The sequence below is a fragment of the Synechococcus sp. PCC 7336 genome, assembly GCF_000332275.1.
Taxonomy (GTDB): domain Bacteria; phylum Cyanobacteriota; class Cyanobacteriia; order Thermostichales; family PCC-7336; genus PCC-7336.
The window spans coordinates 1,872,016-1,887,879 of the sequence record NZ_CM001776.1; the positions used below are offsets into that span (position 1 = coordinate 1,872,016).

The window sequence follows — 15,864 nt, forward strand, 5'->3', positions numbered from 1 at the left end:
CTCGCGATTGGCATTCCTAGTAATTTTATCGGTCAATGGCTTGAGTCGGAGTAGACTGAGGAGGTATTTGGCCACTTTGGCCATCGTTTCCCCACGTTCCATACAGTAATGACCCAAGCTTCCGATCTTCCCCAAACCCTCCGCTACGAAGTCACGGGCGCCCGCAGGACCAATACACTGCTGGTGGCGATCGCCTGCACCATTGGCGGGGTTGGCTTCACCCTCGCGGGGCTGTCCAGCTATACGAATTCGAATCTGCTGCCCCTGTCTAACGCCACTCAGATAGCGTTTCTGCCCCAGGGAGCAGCAATGTTATTTTATGGGGTCGTCGGGAGTGCGATCGCCCTCTACCAGTGGTTGAGCCTGTCTTGGAACCTCGGCGGCGGCTACAACGAGTTCGATCGCAAGACGGGTAAAGCGACGATTCAGCGCAATGGTTTTCCGGGCAAAAACCGGAATATTGAATTTCAATACGCTCTCGACGCCATCCAGAGCGTTCGAGTGGCAATTAAGGAGGGCATTAATCCCAAACGAGCTGTATACATCAAGGTGCGAGGCAAAGGGGAAATTCCTCTGACTCGCGTCGGTCAGCCAATGGCGCTCTCAGCAGTAGAAGATATGGCCTCCGAACTGGCTCGCTTTCTCAGCGTCCCCTTAGAAGGGATTTAGTCGAGCGATAGATTGAGCCAAGTGATAATTACTTGCAAGCTCGGACAGTTGTACGCCGGTCCGAGCTTGAAAGGATGATGTGGATTGTAGATGATTGTGCAATCTGGAAAACTTACCAGCTAGACTTGACCACACCGGGCAACAGTCCTTCGTGGGCCATTTCCCGCAAGCAATGGCGAGACAAGCCAAAATCGCGGAACACGCCGCGAGGACGACCCGTCACCCAGCAGCGGTTGCGCAAGCGGCTGGGGGCACTGTTACGGGGCAATTTCTGCAACTGAGCGTGCAGGTCCATCCGCTCTCCCGGATCGAGGCTGAGGTCGGCCAGAGCTTCCTTGAGGGCCGCTCGCTTAGCGGCGTACTTCTCAACCAAACGTTTGCGCTTTGCGTCCCGCGCAATCATGCTTTTTTTAGCCACGACTCACTCAATAGGATTTGAACTTTACACAGGCTTTTAATTCTAACCCACCGTACGACAGCACACAAGACCGCGTTAGCGAGGAACCCGCTCTGCAAAGGTAGGCACATCTACCACCTGAGGTTGAGCTTGAGGGCGAGGCACCCGTTCTCCAACGGTGGGCGGCTCCTCCGATTGGGGGGCAATGCGATCGCCCGACTGCGATCGCCCTTGGCCGTGTAGTGGCACCGTAAACGTTACGGTCGATCCCTGTCCTTCTCCAGCACTGAAAAACTCGATGGTACCCGACATCGCTTCGAGAAATTTTTGGCTAATGGCCAACCCCAAGCCAGTCCCTCCATATTGGCGGGTGCTGGAGCCATCCACTTGCGTGAACGGCTGAAAGAGTTGTTGTTGTTTGGAACGCGGTACGCCAATCCCCGTATCTCGCACCGACAATACTACATCGGTATCGCGGATCTCGGCCGTCACGGTAATGCCGCCCTCGTGGGTAAATTTGATTGCATTGCCCAGTAAATTTAACATCACCTGCAGGAGGCGCTGGTGGTTGCCGTACACGAAGATGGGGCCTTCGGTCGATGGTAGGTTGAAGGTGAGGGTCAATCCCTTTTGCACCGCTTGCAAGCGAGTCTTGATTTCCACATCGTCAAACAGCGCTCTCAAATCGTGAGGAGCCAGTTCCATCTTCATCTTGCCAGCTTCGATCTTGGCGATATCGAGCACGTCGTTAATCAGATCGAGCAGGTGGAGGGCAGACCGATGGGCTTCGCCGAGGAACTCAGCTCGCTCTTCGGGGGTCTCGGCCATGTCGTCCCGCAGGAGCTGAAGGAAGCCGATGATGGCATTGAGTGGGGTGCGCAGCTCGTGGGAGGTATTGGCCAAAAATTGGCTCTTGAGCTGGTTGGCCGATTCGGCTTGCTCGCGGGCCTGCTGCAATTCGTTATTTTTTTGCTGCAGAGTATGGTTTGTGAGTTGCAGCCGGGTGCTGATTTGGCGACTTTGGTCGAGTAGCTGGGCGTGGGCGAGTGCCGTGCCTAGATGCACCCCCACTAGTTCTAATTCAGACAGGCGATCGACGGGGCGGATGGGGCTATTCGGGTCGAACTCCAGACACAATACGCCATTGGCATGGCCCTGATAAAAGGTGGCTAAAACCAGTTGAGTGTCGGTAATTGCGGGTTGTTGGCGCTTGAGCGCCTGCATGGCTAACGGGGCATCTGCCAAATTGACCCTGCGATCGACGCTAGCCGACCGATCTTGTGCTTGACGATATTCTGCTTTAACGCACAAAAAGGGCTGGCCAGCTTCGTACAGCGACATTTCGCAGTAGGTACAGCCGAGACTGGGACCGAGCAGACTGGCTGCTTCCTCCAAAATGCGATCGACATCGAGAGTGTGTCGCAGACTGTGAATTAGAGCTTCCGCCAGCCGCAGACTGGTCTGCTCCGGCACTAATGGGTTGACTCCCCCCGGAGCTTGCTTGACGCGTAACACGCTACCCACTGCTGTCACCGCGATCGCCTCTCCGTCCAGCTGTACCAAAGGACTGAACAAAAGGTCTAGTTGCAGAATATAGCCATGGGTCAGAACGTAGCAGTTGGCCCGTTGCGGGCGTCCCGAAGCCGCCACCTCTTGAAGTTGACTGGCATACCGTTCGGCATTAGATGGCTCCCAACTCGCTCGACCACTAACCAAATAATCGGGTCGAATGCCATATTCCGATGCCTTCGGCCACCGAAAAGACCAGAACTGCCCCTCCAGATCTTGCACGAAAAATACGGTATTGAGTGGGTCAGCCGCCATTGGCATCCATAAAAACAACTTGTGTCATTCGGGCTTTGCGGGACATCGCTACCACGGGTTCGGATGGAGTTGAACTGTTGGAGTTGCCACTGTTAGCGCCAACGGACAAAACCGCAATTCCGTAGAGCATTGCGGTTCTAGTCTACCCAGCGGGATCGACGGGCTTTCGAGAGGTAACACTAGCAGTAGTCCGAGACATCCTCACCGCAATCATCGGCTAGATAGGAGAGCGATCGAAAGCGCAAGCCTACCAATTGATCGTAAAGGGGGTTGAGTTTGCACATGGGGGGAATGTGAATCACCTTTTTGCCAAATAGCGTTACATCCCGCTCGAAGGGACATTGGGCGGGAACCATTTTGCAAATGAATCGGGCTACCCGAGGATCGTGTACTTCCATCCCGTCCAACCAAGTTTTGACTGGCTGTAGGGGGGATAGCTTGGGAATAGCGGCAGGAGCCAGTCCGGGAGCAGCAGTCGTCGCCTCTACCTCGGGAGAGGCGTCAGGATCGTAGAGGGTATGTTCGAGAGATTTTAAAATCTCTCGATCGAGCCCTAAGGCAACCTGAAACTGGCGCAGCTTTTCCGCTTCAATGGTGGAATAAACACCATCGGCCACCGCCACAATTACGGCAGTGCGCATAAAATTTTCTGCCGCCAGAGGATGGGAGCCGAGTTCGCTAGCCAACTCCTCGGGGGCAATCGGATCGAGCTTGGGGAAATCGAGCGTGGGTGCCAGCTCGTTCCGCGTCAGTTGTTCGATCGCTTCCCGTTCTTCGGGATCGTAATGTCCGTCAGCCCAAGCGATCGCGAGCAACCCCCGCAGCCACGCAGCAATTTGGCGATCGGTATAGGGAACTGTTGCACTAGTCATAGAGTGCCCTCTCCTCAACCCTTCTTCTGCTATCGTATCCTTCCTGTCCTCTTAAGAACTGCACCATATCGCAAATGGTATTGTTTGCTTGAGTGGAGTATGAAAACGTGCGATCGTGCTTACAAACAGATAGCGGATTCTTCCCCCGAACCTGCTGCAGACTCCCGCTACCCTCTCGCATCAGCCTGGAATTTCAGCCATGCCTTGGTTTGTCAAAATAGAGCACGGCATTGTCCCCAAAACAGAATTCGATCGCCACGTTCCCGACCATCTTGCCTACGTCCGGGAGTTGGCAGCAAAGGGCCATCGAGCCCAAACAGGCTACTGGCGCGGCGCGGCAGGGGGCATGTTGGTGTTTGAAGCGGAATCGCGATCGCAAGCTCAGCAAATTGTCGATCGCGATCCGCTGGTTCGCGCTGGCTGCGTGGAATACGAGCTTCACGAGTGGGTCAAGGCCCACTGACGGTTTTGCTTGCACCTCAGCAAACCCCAGACGAGTTCTGTTGAGCCTATAGGATGTTTCCATTCACACAGTAGCAATCTAACAAGCCCCAAATCCGCTATCTGTCTGCGATCGCGCCAGAGTCCAGAGGTATGGGCAATGGTCGATCGCAAGCCTACTTTATCAAAAATTTACATCCATAGAGATTTTTTACAAAAAACTTATATGATTTATTTGCGTTTTATGTTACTCTCCTTACGTAGATTTAGGCTTGTACATCAGGCTTAATTACTGCTATACCATTCTTATCTAAACTTAGACTGAATCTTCTAAGGCTTGCACTGCTTAGCTTGTTGCCACAAGCTTTCAGGCGATCTAAGCATGAAGTATTTAGAGCAAACTTATATCAGATTGGTGTCAGCAGCTAGTGAACCTTAACTGGGGGAGCAAAATCTTTGTATCAATAATATTAATTGAGCTCGACCCATTTCAGATTCTCGCTTGGCATCAGATTTGAACTTGTCCAATCATGTCAAAAGTTGGCAATACAGATAATCATAACTCTCAAACTTGTTTTGAAGAACAAGAGAAAAAGCTGTCTGCCAACCCAAAGCCAGAAGAGAATACTACTCACTTTCCAGAGTTCAAATTAGAATTTGAAGATGAGACAGGATATTCAACATATATTTTAACTGAGGAAGCATATGTAGTCGGTCGTGCTCCGAGCTGTTCGATCGGCATTCCCGATCCCTTTGTTTCATCTCAACATGCAATTCTCACGCGAGTGTGTAGCCAGTCTTCTCAATCTGGCTTTACCTATCGCCTACAGGATGGAAGTTCTGTAGGCAAAAGCAGTACTAATGGTGTTTATGTTAATGGCAAAAAGATCCAGGCTTGCGATCTTAAAGAGGGAGACATAGTTGCATTCGGGCCAAGTGCAAAAGCTTGTTTTTCGGAAGTCTTAAATATTTTCGAATGTCCACAGATGGACCAACTGGTCGGTCGACTCGATCGACAATTAAAAAAACGCACGTATCTGCTGAAAGCAGCATTTAGTTTTGAGAAAAAACTCAAAAAGATTGTCGGGAAAGTTCGCGATAGTCTCGATGAAAATCAAATTTTGAAGACGGCTGTCGATGAGTTGGCGATCGGATTGGGAATCAAGTGCTGCAATGCCTCTCTATTTGACTTTGAGAAGAGAACTTCTACCATTTTCTATGAGTATTCTACCCTCGAGATGGCAACTCGACGAATTGCTTGGATGGAGGATTTCCCAGAACTCTATCAACATTTAATTCGGGGGCAGCATTTCCAGTTTTGTTCTCTCTTGCCCCACCCCATTCGGGGACGGGTGGCCATGTTAGCTTGCCCGATTATCGACGAGCAAGGGGTCTTGGGCGATCTGTGGCTAGTCAACCATCCAAACTACACCTTTACAGATAGGGATATCAGTCTGGTCAGACAAGTGGCTTATCAGTGTGCCACCGCTGTTCGACAAGCTCGCCTGTTTCGAGAAGTGCAAACCAAACTCGAACAATTGGAAGAACTCAATCGATTGAAAGATGATTTCCTCAGTACTGTTTCTCACGAGCTGCGCAGTCCCATCACCAATCTACGGATGGCTCTGACAATGTTGGCAACTAGCCTCGATCTAGAAGAGGTAGTCTCAAAATCCTACGATCCCCAATCAGTTTCAGAAAACTCTACAGCGCGCTATCTGCGGATCTCGTATGAGGAATGTCAAAGGGAACGCAAGCTGATTGAAGACTTGCTCGAATTACAGCAGTTCGAATTCAGCGCTCGCCCTCTCCAAACAGAACTGATTTCATTGCAAGATTGGCTGCCTCGACTTACCGTGCCTTTTCAAATGCGAGCTCGCAAGCGGCAGCAAAACTTTCACCTCGATATTGCCTCGAACTTGCCTGCGATCGCTTCTGAGGCATCGAGCCTAGAGCGTATTTTGACTGAATTGCTCAACAACGCTTGCAAGTACACTCCACCCCATGGAGATATTACTTTGGCTGCCAGCTCTACGCTTGGTGACGAGATTCTATTAAGTGCGATTAATTCAGGAGCTGAGATTCCTGCAGAGGCAATACCCAAGCTTTTTGATAAATTTTATCGAGTCCCAGATACCGATCGCTGGAAACAGGGTGGCACGGGGTTGGGCTTGGCACTCGTCAAACGACTGGCAGAGCATTTAGGTGGAACCATCCAGGTTATGAGTCTCGATGGGGAAACCCGTTTCACATTAAGGTTGCCGAGTCGGCTCAGAAAAAATATGCTCACTCAACCTCAGACCAACGATCTTCTCACTCAGGAATTGAGAGTGATATAGGGTTTCCTGACTCGGTGTTCTGAATGGCTGGAAATACCTACTCGAATAGTATCGAATACTGTCGCGATCGCGCCAAGTTCCACATCACTTCCCCCAGTCGATATCCTGTCACCTCAAAGCTCGATCGCGCGGATAGGCCATTGAACCCTCGGATGGTAAAAGAAGCATCGCCACCCAAGGCTAGGCTGCTTGCACGACCCGTAATTTAAGACAGCATCGAGAGCTCGCCGAGCCAACTAGCCCGCCGTTTATCGCTGCTTGACGAGAATTTATTTGTCATCACCATGAAGGATGGAGCGTCTCTGCAATAAGACTATGGCCCCTCAACCCTCTGAGCCCAAAACCTCTACGATTAATCCTCTGGGGGAACTGGCTCGCCTCTTTCTCAAACTCGGCACTATTGGCTTTGGCGGCCCCCAAGCCCACATCGCCATGATGAATGACGAAGCAGTAGTCAGACGCCAATGGCTGAGCCCAGAGGAGTTTGCAGAAGGGCTGGCGGTATGCGAGATGTTGCCTGGGCCAGCCTCGACTCAAATGGGCATCTACACGGGCTACGTGCGGGCAGGACAGTTGGGGGCGATGGTCGCCGGAATCAGTTTTATCGGTCCTGCATTTGCAATTGTGGTGGCGCTGTCGTGGGGATATTTCCAATTTCAAGAGCTGCCGCAGGTAGATGCGATCTTTTTGGGAGTTTCTCCTGTCGTAACTGCAATCGTGCTGGCGTTTTGTTGGAAGTTGGGCAAGAAAGCAATTCGCACCTGGATGGCGATGGCCATCGCCATCGCCGTCTTCTTCACCACAGTTTTGACATCCACAAACGTCCTGATTCAATTCGTCGCTGGCGGTCTCGTGGGCCTCTGGTACTTTCGCCCCCAAGCTCCGACGGGGAATAACCCGACATCCCTCAAAAGCTGGCTCGTACCTCCCCTGCCTCTCTTGCTCGGCAATCTCCCAACTGAAACCCTGACCCTCTCTAGCTTTTGGGGGCTAGAACGCATTGGCGAGTTTTTCTTACCCCTCACCCTCTTTTTTCTCAAAACTGGCAGCTTTATTTTTGGCGGTGGCTTAGTGATTATTCCGCTGCTGGAATTCGAGGTGGTGGAACAACTCCATTGGCTGACCCCCACCGAATTTATTAATGGCGTTGCGATCGGACAACTCTCCCCCGGTCCCGTAGTCCTCACAGCTGCGTTTGTGGGCTACAAGGTGGCAGGCGCGATCGGAGCGCTGGTGGCCGCGATCGCTATTTTTACCCCCTCCTTCGCCTTCATCATGCTGGCAGCCCCCCTACTGGTCCGCCTGCGCCGCAATCTGTGGATTCGAGCCTTCTTGCAAGGGGTAACCCCCGCTGTATTAGGGGCGATCGCCGCTGCTGCCATTCCGATCGCCCGCACGGCACTCGTTCGAGAGAGCACTCTCTTATCGGCGATCGCCGCCGGTATCGGACTCGTGGCGATCGTTGCCTCGATTCGCTTCAAGCTGCCGACCTGGCAGTTGGTGCCTGCAGGTGCGAGCTTGGGCCTTTTGGCTAGCGCAGTTGTCCCCTGACAGTCGCCATTCAGCACAAAGTGTTTTACAATTCTTAATGTGTCTAATTTTGCCGATAGCGCAGCAGGGTAACCTGCGATCGCAGACATTCAGCGGTGTGATTGAATTCACGGCACTGTTGCTTCCTCGCCATCTCTAGCCGCAACTCTCTAGCATTTGAACTCTCTGGCATTCGCATTTTCTCGCAACTCAAACTAACCGGAGCTGTCAACCATGACGAAAGCAGAACTGACCGCAAAACTGATTGAACTGGCTAGCCAGTACGACGATCCGTGGGAGCCCGTTCAAATCTTGGCGGAAATTGCCTACGAAGCCCGACGCACTGAGGACTTCGCAGAGGATCGCTGGCCAGTCGAGGTGTAAGCTAATTGCCCGAATGGGTCTTTGAGGCGAGCTGCCCCTCGGCCCGAGCCTCAGCCCTGTTTGCGAATTCTCGCGGTCTCCCCCGATGCTACATCGGGGGAGACTTTTGCTCTTAGCTATCTCAGCATTGCCCCGGCCTCCAGATCGCTAGGCCAATCCGACTAACTTTTCACTCAACTCCCACAGGCGTTTGCCTTTGTTGGCATCCAGAGCTTCGTCTGAAACCTCCTGCACGAAGACTTCGCGATCTTCTTGCTGGCGGTTGCCCCAACTGTAATAGGCTCCAGACTGCTTGCAGGCGGGATCGGCCACCACCATCGCAAGGCGATCGCCTGCCAGCTCCTGCGACACGTATCCCCCCGTAATATTTTTTTGGAACCAGGGGAAGATGGCGCGAAATAAGGCAAAGTGATTGCGGAATAAGGGCGTATCGGCCACACAACCGGGATAAAAGGAGCTAAACACAATCCCAGTCTTGTAGTGGTAGCGGCGATGCAGTTCCCGCATTGTTAGCACGTTACACAGCTTGCTATCTTTGTACGCCTTGCCGGACTTAAACTTTTCTCCGTCGATCGTAGAGATGGGAGCCTTGAATCCCTGCTCGAATCCTTTTAAATCCCCCAAATTGGGGGGAGCGGGAATCGGAATTTGACCTCCTAATTCTTTCGGATTGGCCGTGACGGTGCCGACAATGACTAGCCTCGGCTGCTCGATCTGCGATTGCTTCAAGTCCTCCAGCATCAGGTTACACAGGAGAAAATGCCCCAAGTGGTTGGTGGCAACGCTCAACTCGTAACCGTCTTCGCTGCGCAGGGGTTCCTTCTCTAGGGGAAAGTAAACCGCTGCATTGCAGACTAGTGCATCCAGAGGCAGACCGCTGTTGTGGAAAGTGTCAACAAACTGTCGAACACTCTTTAAAGAAGCTAAGTCGAGATGCATAACCTCATAGCTCTCTTTGGCCATGCCCATTGACTGAGCAGCCCGTTCTGCCTTTTCTAAATTGCGGCAGGCCATCACCACGTACCAACCCCGCTCTGCAAGCGCGCGCGCGCCCTGCAAGCCGACCCCCGAAGAGGCTCCCGTAATGACGACCGTTGATTTCTGCTGTCGATCCATTGCTACTTAAAACTTTATTCATCGTTAATGCTCTTCAGGATCGCATAACTATTGGCGAGAACGCTGCTACGACATAAACCTTAAGCAGCCCTTTCCAAGACGGTTGCCGTCAATCGATCGCACTAGCTTTGGGGCGACGAATTATCTCTGGAGATCGCTCCAGCCGCGAGGATGCGGCGGGGCAAGCGGGCTGATAAGCCACAAAGAACTTCGTAGGGGATCGTTCCCAGTGCCTCAGCCCATCGCCGAGCGTCCCACTCCCCACCCAATAAATCCACCACGTCTCCCACTCGCACGTCGGCCTCAGACGGAATGACCCACATGGTTTGATCCATTGTGACATTGCCCACCTGCTGCAACCGCTGTCCCCGCACAACCCCTCGCAACTGACCGGACAAACGGCGAGGGACGCCATCGGCATAGCCAATCGCCACCGTCGCAATGCGAGTTGGCTGTTCCGTCACATATCGGTGCCCGTAACTCACCCCCGTCCCCGCTGGCACCTGCTTGAGATGCACCACCCGCGCCTTCAAACTCAAAACGGGACGGAGTTGAACGCGATCGTCCACAAACTCCGCTGGAGAGACACCATACAAGGCCAGCCCCACCCTCACCCGCTGGTAGTGCCAGTCAGGATTGGCCAAGGTGGCCGCCGAGTTGGCCATGTGCAGGGGCGGAATCGGCAATTTGCGGGCTCTTAACCCCTGAATCACCTGCTCGAAGCGCCGATGCTGCAGGTCGGCGGTCGGGCAATCGGGCTCGTCTGCAGTAGCGAAATGGGAATAGAGGCTGCGAGGAATCAGTAAAGGAGCCTGCACGAGCGATCGCCAATGGTCGGCAGCTTCGCGATAGGCAACCCCCAACCGCGACATGCCCGTATCCACCTTGAGATGCACGGGCACACTGCAGCCCCTTTCAGCAGCCACCCGCTGACACAGCTCAATTTGCTCTGGATCGGTAATCGTCAGCTCTAACTGAGCCTCCATCGCCCCCCGCAGTTCAGCCGCTGTCCGCAATGCCCCCAGCAGTAAGACTGGAGCTGAAATGCCCGCCTGCCGCAGTTCCAACCCCTCGTGCAGCGTGGCTGCACATAACCCCGCCGCCCCCGCCGCGATCGCCGCTTGGGCCACCGGTATGGCCCCATGTCCGTAGGCATTTGCCTTCACCACCGCCCACAACTCAGTCTCTGGCTGCAAAATACCCATCAAGGCTCGAATATTGTGGCGCAGCGCCCCCAAATCGATTTCGACCCAAGCCCGCTGCATAGCAATGGCATCGTCAATCTCAGCTCCTGCCGACACCCAAGTCGGTGGATGGGGTAGGACCGCTAGGGGGCGTATGGAGGGAGACGGCTGCACCATTAGCGCCTGCGCTCCAACTCGTAACGATAGATCGGTAACCCTTTAGCCAGACAGGATTGCTCGCGGAAGCTGGAAATTCCCCAAGGGTTGCAATCGAGGCAGACATGAGGCCCGTGGGTATTTTCGAAGGCAGGATGGTCGGCGAAGCGGGCTTCCATTTCCACAGCTACGGCTTCAATGTCCGATTGCAAAAACACAGTCCCTCCAGGCTGGAGCAGGCAAGCCAATTGGTTCACCAATTGTGGTTGTACGACACGACGCTTGTGGTGGCGACTCTTAAACCACGGGTCGGGAAACTGAATGCTGACGCGCGCCAGATCCTCGGGGGCAAACAGGTGGGGCAGGGTGACGTTGATATTGCAGGCGAGAAAGTGAAGGTTATCTAAGCCCAAATCTTGCACCCAGGCATTGGCTCGTTCCACTAGCGGACGACGAATTTCCACCCCCAGGAAATTCCAATCGGGGTTATATCGAGCTGCAGTCAAAAGAAATCGACCGCTGCCGGTGCCGATATCGAGGTGAAAGGGGCGATCGAGTCTGGCGTAGTCCCGTTCCCAATGGGGCGGTGCGGCGGGGGTTTGGTATTGAATGTTGAGGGGATTGACATGGTTGCGTACCCGCAGGGGCGCGGAGCCTTTGAGGGGCCAGTCGATCGCCGCTGGCCGGTTCGAGCCCAGTGCGGCACTATTGGATGGAGGCGCGATCGCCGATCGCCCCAAGCTTTCAGACATTCCCAAACTCACTCTTTCTCCCACAGTACCCGTCCAGCATAGAAAATGCCGTTCACTTTCTGTATGGTATTTTGAGCGACGTTCCCTCTTTCTGCCTTTGATTCAGCACGTTGTTTCCTGCCATCAACCGGTGAGGCAATCGCTCCTTCCCAATCCCTATGAATTGCTTTGGACAGCCCTCGGACTGCTGCTGACGGTGGCAGGTACTTTGCTGCAGGTGTCGCTGCCGAGGGATTGGGCGATCGGGATCGGGCCGTTTCAACTGGCGGGCTATACGTTTTCGTTCCAGGTGGCAGGTTTTTTGCTGACGGCATTTTTAGGAGGACCGCGGGCAGCTCTGCTCTCTCAATTGGCTTATGTCAGTCTCGGTTTACTCGGTTACAACGTGTTTTCGGGGGGAGGGGGCGCAGCTTACGTGCAAGAACCCGCCTTTGGTTATTTACTCGGCTTCGTGCCGGGGGCTTGGGTGTGTGGCAGTTTGCTGGACTGCGATCGCCATCAATCGCACGGAGGCGATCGCGTCACCCACTTACACGGCAGTCTCTCGGGCCCAAGCAAGCCGGGTCCGCCCAAAACCGGCCTGAGGGAGTTATTCGTGGCCGGTCTTATGGGGCTCGTGGCCGTCCACATCACAGGGATTTCCTATCTGATCGTGCAGTCCACCGATAGACTGGGAGCCATGCTCGTGCAATATTCCGGCTATATGTGGGTCGGTCAGCTTTTGGTGCTAGTCGCGGTGGCGATCGCGGCTACGACCTTGAGACTAGTGATGTTTCTTTGATGAATTCTCGACTTCGCTGTACCCGTCCCATCTATTGTGCGGCTGTGCGGCGGGGAATTTCGTAGGTGAGGCGATCGCGAGCCATGACCGTTTTAGGAAAAATCGCCTGTGCTTCCGCCTGCAAGTCTTCCAGCGAGATCGGCCCCTCCGCACCGTATCGAGGGCTAAAGTGAGTCAGCATTAACGTATCCACCTTGGCTTCCAATGCCACCTGGGCTGCCATTGCTGCTGTGGAATGCTTGGCTCGCTTGGCTAAATGCAAATCTGCCTCGGCAAAGGTGGCCTCGTGAATCAGTAAATCGGCAGCTCTGGCCAAATCGATCGCATTGTGGCAAAAAATTGTGTCCGTACAGTAAGTCAACTTGCGTCCCGGCTGTGGCGCACCCACATAGTTTTTGCCTTCGATCGTCCGACCGTCAGGTAACTTCACCGTTTCCCCTGCCTTCAGGCGGGCATAGACGGGACCGGGCGGAATATCGTCCGCTCTTGCTTTGGCAACGTTAAACGTCCCGAGGCGATCGCGCTCCACAATCCGATAGCCAAACGCCTGCACCCGATGGTCCAAGGGAGCACAATACACTAAATACTCCTGTTCCTCCAAAATCAAGCCCGTCTCCACCGCGTGGACGGTGAAGGGATAGTTAATTCGACTCTCACTCCAGCGCAGCACTCCATCGAGATAAGACTGCAGACCGGGGGGGCCGTAGATATCAACCCGATCGGGCATGTTGCTCATACCCAAGGTGGACAAGAGCCCCGGCAATCCATAGATGTGGTCGCCATGCATGTGGGTGATAAAAATCCGGCGGATCTGATTGAAATTTAGGTCTGGATGGCGCAAGATTTGATGTTGCGTTGCCTCGCCGCAGTCCAACAGCCACATCTGCGATCGCTGCGGTAACTGCAGGGCAATTCCAGATACATTGCGAATCCGAGTGGGCACTCCCGAACTGGTTCCCAAAAACGTAACCCGCAAAGCTGTTGCATCGCGATCGCCCATCCTGCCGCAACTCTCAAAACTGTCTTTCAATCCTAGTCGAGTCGCAGCGGCTTCCTGCCAGTATTTTTTGCGGGAGCGAGGGGGACGTGGATTCGGCTAAAGCCGCTTCCACAAAATGAGTGCATCCTCTGTCGGATTGTCGTAATATCGCTTGCGCCGACCCACTTGCTCGAAATCGAGGCTGTCGTAAAGGTCGAGAGCAGCTCGATTCGACTCGCGTACCTCCAATGTGGCCCATTCCAATCCCAGCGCGATCGCCTGCTGCAGTAGTGTCTCAATTAACTGACGTCCAACGCCCTGGCGGCGATAATCGGGATGCACTCCTAGGCTGATAATATGAGCTTCGGACCCCATTGCCCACAAGGCCGCAAACCCAATCGGACGGCATTCCTTCTCTGTTGTCCACGCTCCCAATACGAGCGAGCTGGGGCGATCGGGGCGATCGGGATCGCGAGGGGGTCGGGCTAATTCTGCTGCAAAACCCGCTCGCGTCCATTGGCCGCCAAAACACAGGCGATCGAGCTGTACTAAATCGTCGAGATGTTCGAGTGTCGCGGCTGCCAAACAATAAGAGTCAGTATAAGTCTTATCCGCCATTGAAATTGCTATAGTCTCCCAATCTAGAGTAAAAGAGCCCGACGCCCTCCTGCAGCACTGCAGCCCCATAAGCTCAATGGATTTACCGGAAATTACCTGTAGCTTTAAAGACTTAGCCCTTAAAAGGCATGTTAAATTACAAAAAAAGAGCACTTTCAGGAGCGCCACGCCGTGCAAGACACGACTTTTGATTTCAGACAGCGCTTGCAACAACCCTTCACTTGGTTGGCGATCGTCGGTCTATTGCTTGCGGCAATTCATCTGGCTTTGGGGTGGCAGGCAGATAGCCCCAGCTTGCTTGGAACTAGTCTGCTCTCTTGGGTCGCAGTGGCCGTGCTACTGCGAGATCGAGCCCAGCTACCCCCCCTCCAAAGTGGACCGCTGGCGAGTTTTATGGGCGCGAGCATGCTTACCTTTACCGTATTTGTTGGCATGTCAGTGGGAAGCCACAGCGTTCTCCTGCTCGCACCGCTAGGACTGGGACTGGGATTCGCCCTGTTAGCCTGCAACTTTCGCGGCTTGTGGCAATTCTGGCCGGAATTATCGGTATTGGCAGCAATTGGGGTTCCTCAAATTGCGATCCCCGCTGTGGTCGATATGCGCATTCATACCGCTCAGTTTACCCATTTCGTGCTCTATCACCTTGGCTTTGAAGTCGTTCGCGAAGGCATTTATCTCAACCTTCCCAGAGGAGTTGTGGAAGTCAATCTGGCTTGCTCGGGATTGGACATCATGGCTCAACTGTTTGGCCTTTCACTCATCTATGCTTTTATGTTCGGCCTCAATCGCCAGCAGGGAATTCTCACTTCGATTGTGGCAGTGGCCATTGCATTTGTTGTCAATGGCATCCGGGCGGTGCTCATGAGTGTTTTGTTCAACTCCGGCAACATAGCTGCATTTGATTATTGGCACACAGGAGACGGCTCTCTCGTCTTTTCGGCCATCGGAGTAGCCTGTTTTGGTTGCTACTGCTACTTTTATCAATCTCCCGACACCGCAGAGGAACTTGTCTTCGAAGCCGAGGCGGACATTGAATTCAATGAGGATGAAAATTAATGTCCCGCTGGCAAACGGTCCGCATTGCTTTTCTGGCAACCCTCAGCAGCGGTCTACTGCTCGCCTTAGGGAAGGTTGCATTCTACCCCTCGGAACGCCTGCAATCGGGCAACCGAGGTCACGAATCTCCAACGTTCGAAATTCCTGCTGAGGTGTCCCTTAACAGTTGGACCGCAATCGATACGACAGAAGTTACTGGCGAAGGGCAAATATCTTTCGGCGGCATTCTGGCGGGGCGTAACTACACTTATAGTCAGGGCGAGACGACTCTCTCGATTGAGACCCTCCACCTCGTTGCCTTGGATGCCGATGTACGGGCTATGGTCTGGGGAAATCTTCCCGTTCCCGACTATGCGGTTCGCCACCGCTCGGGGATCGGCTACTATGGCCTCCTCGCTTATCGCCAGCAAGCTTACTTGAGCGCTTGTATTAATCCCTATGGCGGCACAACGTTTACTGGCCAGCAATTCCGGCGCAACCGCTACCTATTCGACATTCGTCCGCGACGTATCCTAGCCTGGATACAAGATGATGCTCCGCTACAGGATCACCGTTGCTTACTGGTTCACTTCGAACTCCCCCTGAGTGACCTTTCGCGAGCAGAAGCGTTTGAACTGCTCGAATCCACCTGGTTTGAGTGGCACGAATGGTGGGAGCCGCGCTTTCAAAATTCTCAATCGGAACAATTTGCCAGCAAAACGGATATTTAGTGACATCAATCCCTATAATTCAGATGGGATAAATACCTAAATCGTTAACTTTTCCA

At 53.6% G+C, this 15,864-nt stretch carries 17 protein-coding genes and 1 pseudogene; 9 read left to right on the forward strand and 9 right to left on the reverse strand.

The window, feature by feature from the left end; all coding sequences use genetic code 11:
* Positions 1-108 precede the first annotated feature (108 nt).
* A complete protein-coding gene (locus SYN7336_RS09030) occupies positions 109-669 on the forward strand; it encodes a photosystem I assembly protein Ycf4 (RefSeq protein WP_017325616.1) in 561 nt (186 codons plus the stop codon).
* A gap of 112 nt (positions 670-781) precedes the next feature.
* Here SYN7336_RS09030 and rpsN read toward each other — a convergent pair whose 3' ends face one another.
* The 3 genes from rpsN to SYN7336_RS09050 form a co-directional block, all read right to left on the reverse strand.
* The gene (gene rpsN / locus SYN7336_RS09035; RefSeq protein ID WP_026100842.1) at positions 782-1,087 is read right to left on the reverse strand and encodes a 30S ribosomal protein S14; all 306 of its coding nucleotides are present in this window, start codon (positions 1,085-1,087) and stop codon (positions 782-784) included.
* A 75-nt stretch (positions 1,088-1,162) separates the two neighbouring features.
* Positions 1,163-2,890, reverse strand: a complete 1,728-nt coding sequence (locus SYN7336_RS25125; protein ID WP_017325618.1) for a cell wall metabolism sensor histidine kinase WalK — start codon at positions 2,888-2,890, stop codon at positions 1,163-1,165.
* Positions 2,891-3,069: 179 nt separating this feature from the next.
* The gene (locus tag SYN7336_RS09050) at positions 3,070-3,762 is read right to left on the reverse strand and encodes a Mo-dependent nitrogenase C-terminal domain-containing protein (protein ID WP_017325620.1); all 693 of its coding nucleotides are present in this window, start codon (positions 3,760-3,762) and stop codon (positions 3,070-3,072) included.
* A gap of 199 nt (positions 3,763-3,961) precedes the next feature.
* On the opposite strand from SYN7336_RS09050, the gene SYN7336_RS09055 reads away from it, so the two are divergent.
* The 4 genes and pseudogenes from SYN7336_RS09055 to chrA all read left to right on the forward strand — a co-directional run bounded on the left by SYN7336_RS09055 (position 3,962) and on the right by chrA (position 8,093).
* On the forward strand, positions 3,962-4,225 hold the full coding sequence (locus tag SYN7336_RS09055; RefSeq protein WP_017325621.1) for a YciI family protein: 264 nt from the start codon (positions 3,962-3,964) through the stop codon (positions 4,223-4,225).
* Positions 4,226-4,733: 508 nt separating this feature from the next.
* Positions 4,734-5,123, forward strand: a pseudogene (locus SYN7336_RS32950) (FHA domain-containing protein); the annotation flags it as partial.
* 66 nt (positions 5,124-5,189) lie between these two features.
* Complete coding sequence (locus tag SYN7336_RS25130) at positions 5,190-6,542, forward strand: ATP-binding protein (RefSeq protein WP_227498668.1); 1,353 nt, start codon at positions 5,190-5,192, stop codon at positions 6,540-6,542.
* Between the two features lie 315 nt (positions 6,543-6,857).
* On the forward strand, positions 6,858-8,093 hold the full coding sequence (gene chrA, locus SYN7336_RS09065) for a chromate efflux transporter (protein WP_017325623.1): 1,236 nt from the start codon (positions 6,858-6,860) through the stop codon (positions 8,091-8,093).
* A gap of 43 nt (positions 8,094-8,136) precedes the next feature.
* Here the strand turns inward: chrA and SYN7336_RS32670 are convergent, their stop codons facing one another.
* The gene (locus SYN7336_RS32670; protein ID WP_255346714.1) at positions 8,137-8,265 is read right to left on the reverse strand and encodes a hypothetical protein; all 129 of its coding nucleotides are present in this window, start codon (positions 8,263-8,265) and stop codon (positions 8,137-8,139) included.
* Between the two features lie 41 nt (positions 8,266-8,306).
* Here SYN7336_RS32670 and SYN7336_RS30740 point away from each other — a divergent pair, with 41 nt between their 5' ends.
* A complete protein-coding gene (locus SYN7336_RS30740) occupies positions 8,307-8,456 on the forward strand; it encodes a hypothetical protein (RefSeq protein ID WP_017325624.1) in 150 nt (49 codons plus the stop codon).
* 147 nt (positions 8,457-8,603) lie between these two features.
* Here the strand turns inward: SYN7336_RS30740 and SYN7336_RS09075 are convergent, their stop codons facing one another.
* From SYN7336_RS09075 to trmB, 3 genes are all read right to left on the reverse strand, one after another.
* Positions 8,604-9,572, reverse strand: a complete 969-nt coding sequence (locus SYN7336_RS09075) for a protochlorophyllide reductase (RefSeq protein WP_017325625.1) — start codon at positions 9,570-9,572, stop codon at positions 8,604-8,606.
* Positions 9,573-9,694: 122 nt separating this feature from the next.
* Positions 9,695-10,933 carry an alanine racemase gene (gene alr / locus SYN7336_RS09080; RefSeq protein ID WP_017325626.1) on the reverse strand — a complete coding sequence of 413 codons (1,239 nt, stop codon included), beginning with the start codon at positions 10,931-10,933 and terminating at the stop codon, positions 9,695-9,697.
* Positions 10,933-11,664, reverse strand: coding sequence for a tRNA (guanosine(46)-N7)-methyltransferase TrmB (gene trmB, locus SYN7336_RS09085; protein WP_017325627.1), 732 nt, complete (start codon positions 11,662-11,664; stop codon positions 10,933-10,935). Before trmB ends, alr begins: the two co-directional genes overlap by 1 nt.
* A gap of 130 nt (positions 11,665-11,794) precedes the next feature.
* On the opposite strand from trmB, the gene SYN7336_RS09090 reads away from it, so the two are divergent.
* A complete protein-coding gene (locus SYN7336_RS09090; protein ID WP_017325628.1) occupies positions 11,795-12,445 on the forward strand; it encodes a biotin transporter BioY in 651 nt (216 codons plus the stop codon).
* Positions 12,446-12,476: 31 nt separating this feature from the next.
* Here the strand turns inward: SYN7336_RS09090 and rnz are convergent, their stop codons facing one another.
* Entirely contained in the window at positions 12,477-13,445 is a 969-nt protein-coding gene (gene rnz / locus SYN7336_RS09095; protein ID WP_017325629.1) for a ribonuclease Z, read from the reverse strand.
* A 96-nt stretch (positions 13,446-13,541) separates the two neighbouring features.
* Complete coding sequence (gene rimI / locus SYN7336_RS09100; RefSeq protein WP_017325630.1) at positions 13,542-14,042, reverse strand: ribosomal protein S18-alanine N-acetyltransferase; 501 nt, start codon at positions 14,040-14,042, stop codon at positions 13,542-13,544.
* A 171-nt stretch (positions 14,043-14,213) separates the two neighbouring features.
* On the opposite strand from rimI, the gene crtA reads away from it, so the two are divergent.
* Both crtA and SYN7336_RS25140 read left to right on the forward strand, forming a co-directional pair.
* On the forward strand, positions 14,214-15,098 hold the full coding sequence (gene crtA, locus SYN7336_RS25135) for a cyanoexosortase A (RefSeq protein ID WP_017325631.1): 885 nt from the start codon (positions 14,214-14,216) through the stop codon (positions 15,096-15,098).
* Positions 15,098-15,808: a cyanoexosortase A system-associated protein gene (locus SYN7336_RS25140; protein WP_017325632.1), complete on the forward strand. Its 711-nt coding sequence runs from the start codon at positions 15,098-15,100 to the stop codon at positions 15,806-15,808. Before crtA ends, SYN7336_RS25140 begins: the two co-directional genes overlap by 1 nt.
* The last annotated feature ends 56 nt before the right edge of the window (positions 15,809-15,864 follow it).

Excerpts from the sequence above, each read along its gene's own strand:
- SYN7336_RS09030 (WP_017325616.1), top strand. The coding sequence starts at position 109 with ATGACCCAAGCTTCCGATCTTCCCCAAACCCTCCGCTACGAAGTCACG.
- SYN7336_RS25125 (WP_017325618.1), bottom strand. The coding sequence starts at position 2,890 with ATGGCGGCTGACCCACTCAATACCGTATTTTTCGTGCAAGATCTGGAG.
- SYN7336_RS09050 (WP_017325620.1), bottom strand. The coding sequence starts at position 3,762 with ATGACTAGTGCAACAGTTCCCTATACCGATCGCCAAATTGCTGCGTGG.
- SYN7336_RS09055 (WP_017325621.1), top strand. The coding sequence starts at position 3,962 with ATGCCTTGGTTTGTCAAAATAGAGCACGGCATTGTCCCCAAAACAGAA.
- SYN7336_RS25130 (WP_227498668.1), top strand. The coding sequence starts at position 5,190 with ATGGACCAACTGGTCGGTCGACTCGATCGACAATTAAAAAAACGCACG.
- chrA (WP_017325623.1), top strand. The coding sequence starts at position 6,858 with ATGGCCCCTCAACCCTCTGAGCCCAAAACCTCTACGATTAATCCTCTG.
- SYN7336_RS32670 (WP_255346714.1), bottom strand. The coding sequence starts at position 8,265 with ATGCCAGAGAGTTCAAATGCTAGAGAGTTGCGGCTAGAGATGGCGAGG.
- SYN7336_RS30740 (WP_017325624.1), top strand. The coding sequence starts at position 8,307 with ATGACGAAAGCAGAACTGACCGCAAAACTGATTGAACTGGCTAGCCAG.
- SYN7336_RS09075 (WP_017325625.1), bottom strand. The coding sequence starts at position 9,572 with ATGGATCGACAGCAGAAATCAACGGTCGTCATTACGGGAGCCTCTTCG.
- alr (WP_017325626.1), bottom strand. The coding sequence starts at position 10,933 with ATGGTGCAGCCGTCTCCCTCCATACGCCCCCTAGCGGTCCTACCCCAT.
- trmB (WP_017325627.1), bottom strand. The coding sequence starts at position 11,664 with ATGTCTGAAAGCTTGGGGCGATCGGCGATCGCGCCTCCATCCAATAGT.
- rnz (WP_017325629.1), bottom strand. The coding sequence starts at position 13,445 with ATGGGCGATCGCGATGCAACAGCTTTGCGGGTTACGTTTTTGGGAACC.
- rimI (WP_017325630.1), bottom strand. The coding sequence starts at position 14,042 with ATGGCGGATAAGACTTATACTGACTCTTATTGTTTGGCAGCCGCGACA.
- SYN7336_RS25140 (WP_017325632.1), top strand. The coding sequence starts at position 15,098 with ATGTCCCGCTGGCAAACGGTCCGCATTGCTTTTCTGGCAACCCTCAGC.